The organism is Streptomyces sp. HUAS MG56, assembly GCF_058673395.1.
On record NZ_CM178722.1, the window covers coordinates 1,438,846 to 1,451,387 of the forward strand.

Genomic DNA, 12,542 nt, shown 5'->3' on the forward strand with positions numbered 1-12,542 from the left:
CGGCCCCACCCGTACAGGGAAGGCGAGTTGACCGGGCTGTCTCGAAATGAGACAGCCGTGCCCCGGCGCACCGCACCATGATCATGACTGCCTGAAGTCCGCTCTCCCCCTCAGGAGCACCCGTGCCCACCGTCGTCGAGACCGACGTCCTGATCGTAGGCAGTGGCCCCGCCGGCGCGTCGGCCGCGCTCGCGCTGAGCACCTACGGCGTGCCCAACCTCGTCGTGACCCGCTGCGCGAGCCTCGCCGACACGCCCCGCGCCCACATCACCAACCAGCGCACGATGGAGGTGCTGCGCGACCTCGGAGTCGAACAGGACGTCATCGCACGGGCCACCCCACAGCACCTGATGGGCGACACGACCTTCTGCACCAGCCTGGCCGGCGAGGAACTCGGCCGGGTGCGCTCCTGGGGCAACGACCCGCTCGTCCAGGCCGCGCACGACCTCGCGAGCCCGACCCGCATGTGCGACATGCCCCAGCACCTCATGGAGCCGGTGCTCGTCGACGCCGCCGTCGCCCGCGGCACCCGGCTGCGCTTCCAGACCGAGTACCTCTCCCACACCCAGGACACGGGCGGCGTCACCGCCACCCTCCACGACCGGCTGCGCGGGGACACGTACGAGATCCGCGCGAAATACCTGATCGGCGCGGACGGCGGCCGCTCGAAGGTCGCCGCGGACGCCGGCCTGCCGATGGGCGGCCGGATGGGCGTCGCGGGCAGCATCAACATCGTCTTCGACGCGGACCTGGCCCGGTACACCGCACACCGTCCGTCCACCCTCTACTGGGTGCTCGCTCCGGGCGCGACGGTCGGCGGCATCGGCGCCGGGCTGGTGCGCTGCGTCCGGCCGTGGAACGAGTGGCTGATCGTGTGGGGGTACGACGTCACCGCGGGCGCCCCCGATCTGACCACCGAGTACGCCGAGTCCGTCGTCCGCAGGCTGATCGGCGACGACGACATCCCCGTGACGATCAGGTCGTCCTCCGCGTGGACGGTCAACGAGATGTACGCGCAGACGTACGCGAACGGCCGCGTCTTCTGCGCCGGTGACGCCACGCACCGCCATCCGCCGTCCAACGGCCTCGGCTCCAACACCTCCATCCAGGACTCGTACAACCTGGCCTGGAAGCTGAAGATGGTCCTCGACGGGACCGCCGACGCCCGGCTCCTCGACACGTACACCGCCGAACGCGCCCCGATCGGCCGGCAGATCGTCACCCGCGCCAACAAGTCCATCGGCGAGACCGCCCCCATCTTCGAGGCGCTCGACGGACTCTCCCCGCAGACCCCCGAACAACTGCGGGCCAACATCGCCGCCCGCAAGGACGCCACCGAGGCCGCCGAGAAGCAGCGCGCCCGGCTGCGCGAGGCGATCGCCCTCAAGGTCTACGAGTTCAACGCGCACGGCGTCGACCTCAACCAGCGGTACGACTCCGACGCCATCGTGCCCGACGGCACCCCCGACCCCGGCTTCGCCCGCGACCCGGAGCTCCACCACCAGCCCTCCTCCCGCCCCGGCGCGAAGCTGCCGCACGCCTGGATCACCTCCGGCACCCGCAGGCTCTCCACGCTCGACGCCGTCGGCCGGGGCCGTTTCACCCTGCTGACCGGCATCGGCGGCGACGGCTGGGTGCGGGCCGCGCAGGCGCAGGAGATCGACATCGCCACCGTGGTCATCGGCCCCGGCCAGGAGTACGAGGACCCGTACGGCGACTGGGCGCGGCTGAGCGAGGTGTCCGACGCGGGTGCCCTGCTGGTACGTCCCGACGGTTTCGTAGCTTTCCGGCACCCGTCGGCGGCACCCGACGCCGAGCCGCTGCTGACGAACGCGCTGCGGCGCATCCTTGGGCACGGCTGAACACACGCGACGGCGGGAAGGCAGGTCACCGTGGGCAGCGGAACGCGCAATGCCGCAGACGACAAGGAGCTCGTATGACCAGCGGCGCGGAAAAGACCGTCATCGAAGAGGCCGTCACCGAGGAGGCCGTCACCGAGGAGGCCCTCGCCAGTCTGCGCGCGACTGCCGATCCCCGGCTGCGGGAGTTGCTCGGCGGGCTCATCCGCCATCTGCACGACTTCGTGCGCGAGACCCGGCTCACGCAGGAGGAGTGGGAGAAGGCCGTCGGATTCCTGACGGCGACCGGGCAGACCTGCACGGACACACGGCAGGAGTTCATCCTGCTGTCGGACGTGCTCGGCCTGTCCATGCTCGTCGAGACCGTCAACGACGGCCGCGGCCCCGGCGCCACCGAGTCGACCGTGCTCGGCCCCTTCCACCTGACCGAGTCGCCCGCCCGTCGGCTCGGCGACGACATCGACCTGGTGGGCGGCGGCGAGCCGTGCGTCGTCAGCGGCCGGGTGCGCTCGCAGGACGGCTCCCCGCTGCCCGGCGCCGTCCTGGACGTCTGGCAGGCCGACGCCGAGGGCTACTACGACGTGCAGCAGCCGGACGTCCAGCCCGCGGGCAACGGCCGCGGACTGTTCACGGCCGACGCCGAGGGCCGGTTCTGGTTCCGCACCTGTGTCCCGGCCCCCTACCCGATCCCCACGGACGGCCCGGTCGGCACCCTGTTGCACGCCACCGGCCGGCACCCCTACCGCCCCGCGCACATCCACTTCATCGCCACGGCCGACGGCCACTCCCCCGTCACCACGCACATCTTCGTGGCCGGCAGCGACTACCTGGACTCCGACGCCGTGTTCGCGGTGAAGAAGAGCCTGGTGCAGGAGTTCGCGCGGATCGACGACCCGGCTCTGGCCCGGGAGTTCGGTGTCCCGAACCCCTTCCGGCAGGCGCGCTTCGACCTCGTCCTGGAGCGGGCGTCATGACGTTCTCCGCCGACTTCGTGTACGAGACCCGGCCCGTGCGGGTCGTCTTCCGGCCCGGCGCATCCGTGACCGCGGTCCCGGACGAGGCCCAGCGCCTCGGTCTGCGGCGGCTGTTGGTGGTCTGCGGAAGCCGGGGCGAGACCGTCGCCAGGGCGGTGGCGGACGCGCTCGGCGACACCTGCGCGGGGCTGCACGCCGAGGCACGGATGCATGTTCCCGTCGACGTCGCCGACCGGGCCGTCGCGGTGGCGCGGGCGGCCGGGGCCGACGGGTGCGTCGCGGTCGGCGGCGGTTCGGCCATCGGCCTCGGCAAGGCGATCGCGCTGCGCACGGGCCTGCCGCTGATCGCCGTGCCGTCCACGTACGCGGGCTCGGAGATGACCCCGGTCTGGGGCCTGACGGAACACGGCGTCAAGCGCACCGGCCGCGACCCAGTGGTCCAGCCCCGCAGCGTCGTCTACGACCCCGAGCTCACCCTCTCACTGCCGGTGCCGCTCAGCGTGACCAGCGGTGTCAACGCCCTGGCCCACGCCGTCGAGGCGCTGTACGCCCCGGACACCTCGCCACTGGTCTCGCTCATGGCGCAGGAGGGTGTCCGCGCGATGGCCAAGGCGCTGCCGCAGCTGGCCGCCGAACCCACCGGGCTCGACGCGCGCGGCCGGGCCCTGTACGCGGCGTGGCTCTGCGGAGCGTGCCTCGGCGCCACCACCATGGGCCTGCACCACAAGCTGTGCCATGTGCTGGGCGGCACGTTCGGACTCCCGCACGCACAGACACACACGGTGGTGCTCCCGTACGCCCTCGCCCACAACGCGCCCGCGGTGCCGCAGGCGATGGCCGCCCTCGACCGGGCGCTGGACACCCATGACTCGCCGCGTGCCCTGCGCGACCTGTCGGTGGGACTGGGGGCGCCGCGTTCCCTCGCCGAACTCGGCTTGAAGGAAGGCGACTTGGCGGTGGCGGCCGAGCAGGTGGCGGGCCTGCCGTACGCCAATCCACGCACGGTCACGGCGGAAGGCGTCCTCGGGGTGCTGCGCGCGGCGTTCGAGGGACGGGACGTGACTGTCTCGTATTGAGACACCCGTGCCGACGCAGTGTGTCTCACGATCGAACGGGGGGTGTGACCGTATGCGGGCGCGGCTGCGCCATGCGTCGAGAAAGGTGAACATCATGGCCTTCGCACTGCTCCGGCGTCGGCGACCCAAGGGCGCCCCGGCCGAGGCGGCGGGCCTTTCGCTCTCCCTCCCCAGCGGCGCGGGCGGTGTGGGCCGCGAGGTCGTCGACCCCATGGGTTCGCCCATGGCGGCCGCGGACGTCACGGTCACCGCGCTGGACACACACCGCGTCGTGGCCCGCGGCACCACCGACCCGTACGGCTTCTTCCTCGCGGCGCTGCCGCCGGGCCAGTACAGCCTGCTGATCGCCGCGGAAGGGCTGCGGCCGCACCGCGAGACGGTGGCGATCGCGGCGGGTGCGGCCGCGCCCACCGAGCGCGTGTGGCTCCAGCCCGCACAGGCCCTGGAGCTGCCGTCGCCCGGCACCTGGCTCTTCGACCCACCGCACACGGCCATCCGCTTCATCGCCAAGCACGTCGGCATGGCACACGTCCACGGCCGCTTCGAGCGCTTCGACGGCGGCATCCAGATCGATCAGGACATGACCCGCTCCCGAGTGCACGTCCGCATCGACGCGTCCAGCATCACCACGGGCAACAACACCCGCGACAACCACCTGCGCTCGGCCGACTTCCTCGACGTCGCGCGTTTCCCGCACATCGACTTCGCCAGCACGCGCTTCGCCTACCGGGGCGGCAGCAGGTGGACCCTGCACGGCTCCCTGACCATGCACGGCGTGAGCCGCTCGGTGTCGCTGGACTCGACCTACCTCGGCACGGTGAACGGCGGTTACGGCGAGGAACTGCGCTGCGCCGCGCTGGCCAAGGCGGAGCTGCACCGCGAGGACTACACCCTGAACTGGCGCACCATGCTGGCCCGCGGGATCGCGGTGGTGGGCCCGACGGTCCAGCTGGAACTGGACGTACAGGCGATGTACCGGACGCACGACACACCCACCCCTCCCGAGTAACCCGCAGGCGGAACAGCCCCGCGCTGCGCAGGGATCAGTCCTGGTCCGGTTCCGAACCGTCGCCGTTCCACGAGTAGAGGTGCTCCGGTCGGCCGGCGGCGCCGTACCGCAGTTCGATGCGGATCGTGCCGGCCGCGGCGAGATCGGCCAGGTAGCGCTGGGCGGTCGGGCGGGAGATGCCCAGGCGTTCGGCGAGCGCGCTGGCGGTGATCGGGCCGTCGAGAGAGGCCACGGTGTCCGCGACGAGCTTTCCGGTGGGGGTGGCCCGCGGCGGCCGGGCACGGACGGTGCGGTCCGTGCCGTGCAGGGCGCGCAGCGCGCGGTCCACCTGGTCCTGGGCGAGGGAGCGGTCGGTGGCGAGTTGGGCGTGGAAGCGGGCGTACGCGGCCAGACGGTTCCTCAGCTCGCGCTCGTCGAAGGGTTTGATCAGGTAGCCCATGGCCCCGCACCCCAGCGCCGCCCGTACCTGCGCGGCGTCGGCGGCCGCCGTCACCATCATCACGTCGCCCGACAGCGCGGGCAGCACCTCGGTGCCCAGCCGGTCGGGCAGATACAGGTCGAGCAGAATGAGGTCGGGCCGCAGTGCGCGGCTCAACTCCACCGCCTTCGCCGCGGAATGGGCCGTACCGGCGACCGTGAAGCCGTCGACCGCGTTCACGTAGCGGGCGTGCAGTTCGGCGACGCGATAGTCGTCGTCCACGACCAGGACCCGGATCACTGCTCGCCTCCTTGTGTTCGCGCGTGTTCGGCCTCCGTGCCCGCCGCGGCCCGCCGCTCCAGCACGGCGGGGAAGCGGGCCAGGAAGACCGCGCCGTGTGCGTCCCCGCCGGGCTGTCCCAGGCGCAGTTCGCCGCCGTGCTTGGTCGCGAGCTGGCGGGCCAGGGTGAGCCCGATGCCGTGCCCCGCCCGCTCCTGCGGGTCCCGGGTCGTGAACCCCCGGCTGAACAGCCGGTCGACGTCCTCGGGCCGGATCCCGTCGCCGCTGTCGGCCACGGCCACGTGCAGGGTATCGCCCTCGGCCAGCACGCTCAGCTCCGCCCAGGCCGGACGCCGCTGTCCGCTCTCGGCCGCACGTACGGCGTTGTCCAGCAGATTGCCGACCACACTGACCACGTCGAGCGGCTCGGTGAGCCGTCCGGGCAGATAGGAGTCCGCGTCCAGGCGCAGTTCCACACCGTGTTCGGAGGCGGTCGCCGTCTTGGCCGCCAGCAGTCCGCGCAGGTAGGGGTCGGCCAGCCGGGCGCCGTCGCGGCCCTCGGTGGCGAGCGGCGCGGCGGCCAGTTCGCGCAGGTAGTCCTGTGCCTCCTCGACGCCGCCGGTGGCGAGCATGCCGGAGAGGGTGTGCAGCCGGTTCGTGTACTCGTGGGCCTGGGCGCGCAGGGCGTCGGAGAGCGCGCGCAGCGCGGACCGCTCACGCTCCAGCTCGTCCACCTCGGTCCGGTCCCGCAGCGTGACCACATGGCCGAGGTCCTGCTCGCCGCGCCGGACCGCCTGCGCGCTCAGCACGAGCAGCCGTCGGCCCACCACGGCCACGCTCTGCCGCAGCTCCTGCCGCTCCGCCAGCGCCCGGCGCACCGGCACGGGAAGGACGGCGTCGCCGAGCGGGGTGCCCGGCCGTACCGATCCGTCGAGCAGCCGGGCCGCCTCCTCGTTGCACACCGTGATCCGGTTCGCGGGATCCACGGCGAGGACGCCGTCGCCCACACCGTGCAGCACGGCCTGCTGTTCGCGCAGCAGCTCGGCGAGTTCGGCCGGTTCCAGGCCGAGGGTCTGCCGCTTGAGGCGGCGGGTCAGCAGGGCCGCCGCGCCGATGCCGACGAGCAGGGCTCCGGCCGAGAACGCGGCCTGCTCACGGATCAGCGGTACGGCGGCCTCCAGTGCCGTCGTGACCCGGACGCCGGTGCTGACCTCACCGACCACGGCTCCGTCGGCGGAGCGCAGCGGGACCTTGGCGCGGGCGGAGGTGCCGAGGGTGCCGCGCTGGACGGACACCGACTCGCGGCCGTTCAACGCGGTGGGCGGCGTGCTGACCACCTTGCCGACCTCGGACGGGTCCGGGTGCGACCAGCGGATGCCGCGCCGGTCGGTCACGACGACGAACAGCATGCCGGTGCGTCGTCGTACCGCCTCCGCGAGGTGTTCCACCTCGCCGCCGGGATCCGAGCGGGCGCCGATCCGCTGGGCCACGACCGGGTTCTCGGCGACGCTGCGGGCGACCGCGAGGGCGCGCTGCTCGTACTGCTGCTCGGCGGAGTCCCGCAGGAGGGCCACCGTCAGGGCGAAGCCGGCACCGAGGACGACGACGAGCGCCAGGACCTGGGCGAGCAGCGCCTGCGTGGCAATACGGGGACCGCGGAACATGACGCCAGGGTATCCGGGAGAACACCCCGCGGACCCGCGTGCACAATACGAGCAGAAAGCACGGAAAGATTTACGTCGCCCTCAATTAACGCAACGGTTACGCCTCTGGTGACGTGGCGCCGCCTGCGCATACGGTGCCCGGAAATTCGATTACGGGAGTTCCCGGGAATTAGGGAAAGCTGAATGCGCATGATGGCAGCGTTGGCATCACAATCCGCGAAAACGGCCCCGGCGGCCGTGGCCTGGACCGGCCACGACACCTGGCTGCTCGCACTGGTCGGCATCTCCATCGCGGTGGTCGTCCTCCTCATCAGCTGGGCGAAGCTGCACGCCTTTCTGGCTCTGATGGTGGGTGCGCTCACCGTCTCGGTACTGTCCGGGGCAGGCGTCGAAAGGGCGGCGGATTCCTTCACCACCGGCCTCGGCAACATCATGGGCAAGGTCGGCATCCTCATCGTCCTGGGAGCCGTGCTCGGCCGGCTGATGGCCGATTCCGGCGGCATCGACCAGATCGTGGCGACGCTCACCCGGGTCGCCGGGCCGAAACGACTGCCCTGGGCCGTCACGGCGATCGCCTGCATCGTCGGCCTGCCGATGTTCTTCGAGGTCGGCTTCGTCATGCTGGTGCCGCTGGTCCTCCAGATCGCCCGGCGCGCGGACTATCCGGTGCTGCGGGTCGGCATCCCCGCCATGGCCGGTCTGGCCACCGTGCACGCGCTGGTGCCTCCGCATCCCGGGGTGCTCGTGGCGGTCAACGCGGTGCACGCCGACATCGGCCTCACCCTCGTCTACGGCCTGATCGTCGCGATCCCCTGCGCGATCGTGGTCGGGCCGCTGTTCACCGCGTACGTCTGGCCGCGGGTCAGTGCCCGTGTCCCCGACTCCGCGCTGGCGGCGTTCACCACCGCCGCGCCGCCGAGCGCCGCCGTCACCGCCGCGCTCGATCACGCCCGCTCGCACGTGCGGGCCGGTGCCCGCGGCTCCGCGTCGGCATCGGCATCGGCGGCCTCGACGGGCGTCGCCGTGACGGACCGCCCCGAGGCACCGACGGACGCCGCCCGCGAGGAGGGCGAGCCGCGGAGCCGGCGGCACATGCCGCGGTTCTCCGTGACGGTCGGCACCATCCTGCTGCCGATCGCGCTGATGATGCTCAAGGCGAGTTGCGACACCTTCCACTGGGCGCACGGCGCTGTCCTGACCGCCGTCGAGTTCCTCGGCACGCCGATGATCTCCCTGCTCGCGGCGATCCTGGTGGCGCTGTTCACCTTCGGCTGGGCCGTCGGCTCCTCGCGCCGCGAGGTCCAGGAGACGCTGTCCCGTTCCTTCCCGCCCGTCGCCGGTGTCCTGGTGATCGTCGGGGCGGGCGGCGGCTACTCCGCGGCGCTCCAGGACTCCGGCATCAACGCCGCGATCGGCCAGGCCGCCCAGCATCTGCACCTCCCCCTGCTCCTGCTGGCCTGGCTGGTGGCCGCCCTCATGCGCACGGCGACCGGTTCCGGCACGGTGGCCACCGTGGCGGCGGCCGGCATCGTCGGCCCGCTGGCGCAGGGCCTCGACTCCCCGCACGCGGCCCTGGTCGCCCTGGCTCTCGGCTCCGGAGCCGCGTTCCTCGGGCACGTCAACGACGCCTCGTTCTGGATGTTCAAGGAGTACTTCGGCCTGTCCGTGGGCGGCACGCTCCGCACCTGGACCGTCTCCCACACGCTGCTGTCGCTGACCTCACTGGGCATCATCCTGCTGCTCGACACCGTCGTCTGACGCCGGCACCGTCCTCCGACGGTCGACGCGTGCCCCGGCCGCAACGCTCCCGCGGCCGGGGCTCGGCGCTGTGCGTCGGCGTTACGCTCGGCCCCATGGCATCAGCCCGGCGGCACCACCTGACGGAACGTGAGCAGCAAGCGGTCGAGGCCTTCCTGCGCGACCGGCGAGCCGCGCTGGTCCCGCATCCCGGAGGAACGCTGCTGGAGCACCTGTCGCGTGTGCGCCGGATGCTGGCCGACTGGGGAGCGGACGGCGTCGTCCAGACCGCGGGGCTGTGCCATGCGACGTACGGAACGGACGGTTTCGGCCCGAAGCTGCTGCCCGTCACGGACCGGGCCACACTTCTCGGGCTGATCGGTCAACAGGCCGAAGAACTGGTCTACTTCTACGCGAGCTGCGACCGCGCCGCCACGTACCCCCGCCTCGACGGCACCGACGCGGTCGTCTTCCGGGACCGCTTCACAGGCCGTGAGCACCAGCCTCCGGCCGAAACCCTCCGGGCGTTTCTCACCATCACGGCCGCCAACGAACTCGACGTACTGGCGCACAACGCGGACCTGGCCAGGCAGCACGGCTCCGGACTGTACGGCCTGCTCACCCGGGTGGGTCCCCTGCTGCCGCCCGCCGCACGCGACGCGGTCGCCCGCCAACTGGGCTGACGTCCTTCGACTCCTGCGGCGCTGCAGCCGTCCGCGCCGGGCCGCCGGTCAGTCGGTGAACCCGTCCCGCAGGTGGTCGAAGACGGGACGGTACGTGTCCCACCGGGCGTCCGGGGCCGACACGTAGATGTCGTACTCCCGGCCGCCGACCGTGCCGTATCCCAGGTCGATGGCGCGGAAGACGCGGGCACGGCCGCGGAAGGTGAACTCCCACACCGCGGCCGGCTTGCCCTTGAAGGTGGTCTTCTGCATGCGCAGCCTGCGGTACGTGTCGTAGTTGACCTTGGTGTTCGCCTCGATGTCCGCGAAGTGCTCGACGGGGTGCGAGCCGGCCGGGTCCACCATGCCGATCGTGATGCCGGCCAGGCCGCTCGGGTCGGCGTAGGTGACCTCGTCGCTCGGCCCCTTCTTCGGCTTCCAGCCGTCCGGCACGGGGAAGGAGACGCCGAGCCGCTGGTCGCGGACCAGGTGGTAGCCGGCGGGGACGGGCGAGGGCGTGGCCGACGGGGTGCCGGCCGCGGTGCCGCCGGTGCGGTGGGCGTGCGCCTGGTCCGCGCCCTCGTGCGAGAGGACGTAGAAGGCCGCCGCGGCGGCGGACGCGACCACCAGGGCGGTGACCGCCGGCACCAGTGCGCGCCGCGGGCGCCTGCGGCCCCGGCGGCGTTCGTGCGGGTCCCCCGCGTCCTGCCGGTCCCCGTCCGACGGCTCGGGCGGCGCATGGCGCGCCGGGGAGGTCCGTACCGCGGACCGGGTGTCGTCGGGCCGGAGGCCCGCCGGGCCGGCCGACGGCGCGGTGCCGGTGGGCGAGGCGCCGGACCCGACGGCTCGCAGGGCCTGTTCCGTCTGCTCCGCGGTGGGGCGGTCCGCGGGGTCCTTGGCCAGCAGGGTCTCGACGAGCGTCGTCAGCGGCCCGGCCTGCCGCATCGGCTCCAGCGGGTCGGTGGCGATGGCGTACGCGGTCTCCATGGCGGTGTCGCGACGGTACGGCGGGCGCCCCTCGACCGCCTGGTACAGCGTGGCGCCCAACGACCACAGATCGGAGGCGGGGCCGGGATCCTGGCCGCGGATCCGCTCCGGGGCCATGAAGTCGATGGAGCCGATCATCTCCCCGGTCTGCGTGAGCGTCGAGGCCCCGTCGGTCCGGGCGATGCCGAAGTCGGTCAGGACGACGCGGCCCCCGGCGCCCAGCAGGACGTTCGCGGGTTTGATGTCGCGGTGCAGGACACCCGCGGTGTGCGCGGCCCGTACGGCGGCGATCATGCCGAGGCCGATCCGGGCGGCCTCGTCGGGGGGCAGGGTCCGGCCGTCCTTGAGGGCGTCGCCGAGCGTGGGCGCGGGGACGTACTCCATGACGATGCAGGGCCGCCCGTCGTCCTCGGCGACGTCATGGACGACGATCACGTTGGGATGCACGATCCGGGCGGCGCTGCGCGCCTCCCGGCGGGTCCGCTCGTACAGCGTGGCGACCTCGGCGTCGGAGAGGTGGGGCTGTGTGTGGAGCTGCTTGAGTGCGACCTGCCGGGCGAGCACCTCGTCCTCGGCCCGCCAGACCGTGCCCATGCCACCGCGGCCGATGCGCTCGACCAGCCGGTAACGTCCGGCGACGAGTCTCCCTTCGTCCGACACAGCCCTGTCCTCCGCCTGGTCCGTCCCCCCTTATGTCACTGATCGTGCACATTAACCGACCTCGTCGGGAGGGTGGTAGGCGGTCCGCCATCTGGAGCGGTACGCGGTGACAGAGAGGCGGCCTACCCCGTGATGGTTCCGTACCCGTCGTTGTCCAGGCCGGTCCGGGTCTGGGACGACCACAGCCGTCCGGGGGTGCCGTGCGAGGTCACGTCGCCGATCACCAGGGGGCCGAGCGGGCGGTGGCGCCCCCGCCGACGCCGAGCGCCGTGCCGCCGAGCCTGCCGTCGGCGTCGCCGTCCAGGACGTTGCCGCTGTTCCAGACCTGCTGGTGGGCCATCTGGTAGTAGGCGTTCGAGGGCGTCCCGGTGACCGGTCCCGCGATGAAGGCGTTGTCGGCCACGTCGTGCTGGACGGTGCCGCCGGAGTTCCAGGCCGTGCACCCGCCCTGGTAGTCGCAGACGACGTTGCCCACGAACTGTGTGTCGGCCTTGGCCAGCGGGTTGCGGTTGTGCGCGTCGGCGAAGACGTCGTGGTACCAGGTGAACGGTCCGCCCTCGGTGTGCGCGGCGAACCGCTGTCCGATCGGGTCGGCGATGATCGGGTTCTGCACGGTGATGTTCTTGGCGCCGACGGCGTCGACGTCGTCCCACTTGGCGAACTCGACCGACACATGGTCGAAGATGATGTCGCTCGCCTTGGCGAGGGCGAGGCTCGCCTTGCCGTTCGCCGGGTCGAGCGTGCCCTCCCTGAAGCGGACGTAACGCACGATGTCGTTCGAGGAGTTGGAGAAGGACACCTCCCTGCCGCGCGGGCCTATGCCCTGGCCGGGCGCGGTGTCGCCCTCGACGGTGATGTCGTCGGCCACGGAGACCGCGGAGTTCGGGGTGATGTGTCCGCCCGCGTCGAAGACGACGATGCGGTGCGGTGCGCTCACCGCGTCCCGGAACGAACCGCTGTCGGAGTCGTTCAGGTTGGTCACGTGGCAGGTGGTCCCGCCCGTTCCCCCGGTGGCGGACGCGCCGTGGCCCACCGCGCCGTCGAACGCCACCGCCGCGCGGGCGGCCGGAGTCCGACCGGCGCAGGATCCGGGAGCGAGCACGGTGACGGCCGCCGCGACCGGGGCGGCGCCCGCGGCGACGACGGTACGGCGTGCGGTGCGGCGTCTGCGTGAAGTCACGTCCGCCTCCGACTCGTTGATGCCGTGAAGTCGCCGG

The 12,542-nt window shown here is 72.5% G+C and carries 10 protein-coding genes; 6 read left to right on the forward strand and 4 right to left on the reverse strand.

Translation table 11 applies throughout. The features are described from left to right. Nucleotides 1-122: 122 nt before the first annotated feature. The 4 genes from AC4OXY_RS07150 to AC4OXY_RS07165 all read left to right on the forward strand — a co-directional run bounded on the left by AC4OXY_RS07150 (nt 123) and on the right by AC4OXY_RS07165 (nt 4,918). On the forward strand, nt 123-1,862 hold the full coding sequence (locus AC4OXY_RS07150) for an FAD-dependent oxidoreductase (protein ID WP_491993470.1): 1,740 nt from the start codon (nt 123-125) through the stop codon (nt 1,860-1,862). A 74-nt stretch (nt 1,863-1,936) separates the two neighbouring features. Further along, a complete protein-coding gene (locus AC4OXY_RS07155; protein WP_491993471.1) occupies nt 1,937-2,833 on the forward strand; it encodes an intradiol ring-cleavage dioxygenase in 897 nt (298 codons plus the stop codon). Then, on the forward strand, nt 2,830-3,909 hold the full coding sequence (locus AC4OXY_RS07160) for a maleylacetate reductase (RefSeq protein WP_491993472.1): 1,080 nt from the start codon (nt 2,830-2,832) through the stop codon (nt 3,907-3,909). Before AC4OXY_RS07155 ends, AC4OXY_RS07160 begins: the two co-directional genes overlap by 4 nt. A gap of 94 nt (nt 3,910-4,003) precedes the next feature. Next, a complete protein-coding gene (locus AC4OXY_RS07165) occupies nt 4,004-4,918 on the forward strand; it encodes a YceI family protein (RefSeq protein WP_356033094.1) in 915 nt (304 codons plus the stop codon). A gap of 34 nt (nt 4,919-4,952) precedes the next feature. On the opposite strand, the gene AC4OXY_RS07170 is transcribed toward AC4OXY_RS07165, so the two are convergent. Further along, nucleotides 4,953-5,636 carry a response regulator gene (locus tag AC4OXY_RS07170; protein WP_402068157.1) on the reverse strand — a complete coding sequence of 228 codons (684 nt, stop codon included), beginning with the start codon at nt 5,634-5,636 and terminating at the stop codon, nt 4,953-4,955. Next, nucleotides 5,633-7,279: a sensor histidine kinase gene (locus AC4OXY_RS07175; RefSeq protein ID WP_491993473.1), complete on the reverse strand. Its 1,647-nt coding sequence runs from the start codon at nt 7,277-7,279 to the stop codon at nt 5,633-5,635. Before AC4OXY_RS07175 ends, AC4OXY_RS07170 begins: the two co-directional genes overlap by 4 nt. Before the next feature lie 201 nt (nt 7,280-7,480). On the opposite strand from AC4OXY_RS07175, the gene AC4OXY_RS07180 reads away from it, so the two are divergent. Continuing rightward, nucleotides 7,481-9,037, forward strand: a complete 1,557-nt coding sequence (locus tag AC4OXY_RS07180; protein ID WP_491993474.1) for a GntT/GntP/DsdX family permease — start codon at nt 7,481-7,483, stop codon at nt 9,035-9,037. Nucleotides 9,038-9,132: 95 nt separating this feature from the next. Continuing rightward, the gene (locus tag AC4OXY_RS07185; protein ID WP_491993475.1) at nt 9,133-9,699 is read left to right on the forward strand and encodes a DUF6817 domain-containing protein; all 567 of its coding nucleotides are present in this window, start codon (nt 9,133-9,135) and stop codon (nt 9,697-9,699) included. Nucleotides 9,700-9,747: 48 nt separating this feature from the next. On the opposite strand, the gene AC4OXY_RS07190 is transcribed toward AC4OXY_RS07185, so the two are convergent. Both AC4OXY_RS07190 and AC4OXY_RS07195 read right to left on the reverse strand, forming a co-directional pair. Further along, on the reverse strand, nt 9,748-11,325 hold the full coding sequence (locus AC4OXY_RS07190; RefSeq protein ID WP_491993476.1) for a serine/threonine-protein kinase: 1,578 nt from the start codon (nt 11,323-11,325) through the stop codon (nt 9,748-9,750). A 220-nt stretch (nt 11,326-11,545) separates the two neighbouring features. Next, nucleotides 11,546-12,505, reverse strand: coding sequence for a hypothetical protein (locus tag AC4OXY_RS07195; protein WP_491993477.1), 960 nt, complete (start codon nt 12,503-12,505; stop codon nt 11,546-11,548). Nucleotides 12,506-12,542: the final 37 nt, after the last annotated feature.

Coding starts and splice junctions, on each gene's coding strand:
- AC4OXY_RS07155 (WP_491993471.1), top strand. CDS start 1,937: ATGACCAGCGGCGCGGAAAAGACCGTCATCGAAGAGGCCGTCACCGAG.
- AC4OXY_RS07160 (WP_491993472.1), top strand. CDS start 2,830: ATGACGTTCTCCGCCGACTTCGTGTACGAGACCCGGCCCGTGCGGGTC.
- AC4OXY_RS07165 (WP_356033094.1), top strand. CDS start 4,004: ATGGCCTTCGCACTGCTCCGGCGTCGGCGACCCAAGGGCGCCCCGGCC.
- AC4OXY_RS07175 (WP_491993473.1), bottom strand. CDS start 7,279: ATGTTCCGCGGTCCCCGTATTGCCACGCAGGCGCTGCTCGCCCAGGTC.
- AC4OXY_RS07185 (WP_491993475.1), top strand. CDS start 9,133: ATGGCATCAGCCCGGCGGCACCACCTGACGGAACGTGAGCAGCAAGCG.